Below are 292 nucleotides of genomic sequence, written 5' to 3'. Positions count from 1 at the left end.
CATTTGGGGACCTTAGCTGATGGTCTGGGTTCTTTCCCTCTCGGACATGGACCTTAGCACCCATGCCCTCACTGCTGTAAAACATTATATAGCATTCGGAGTTTGTCAGGAATTGGTAGGCGGTGAAGCCCCCGCATCCAATCAGTAGCTCTACCTCTATATAACTATTATCAGCGCTGCACCTAAATGCATTTCGGGGAGTACGAGCTATTTCCGAGTTTGATTGGCCTTTCACCCCTACCCACAGGTCATCCGAAGACTTTTCAACGTCAACCGGTTCGGACCTCCACTG

1 rRNA gene is annotated in these 292 nt (G+C 49.7%); it reads right to left on the bottom strand.

What is annotated here, in order from left to right:
* A 23S ribosomal RNA gene (locus IAI56_RS16020) occupies positions 1-292 on the bottom strand; the annotation flags it as partial.

This window comes from Flavobacterium macrobrachii, assembly GCF_014486675.1.
GTDB lineage: Bacteria > Bacteroidota > Bacteroidia > Flavobacteriales > Flavobacteriaceae > Flavobacterium > Flavobacterium macrobrachii.
This window is presented reverse-complemented; position numbering and strand designations above follow the sequence as displayed.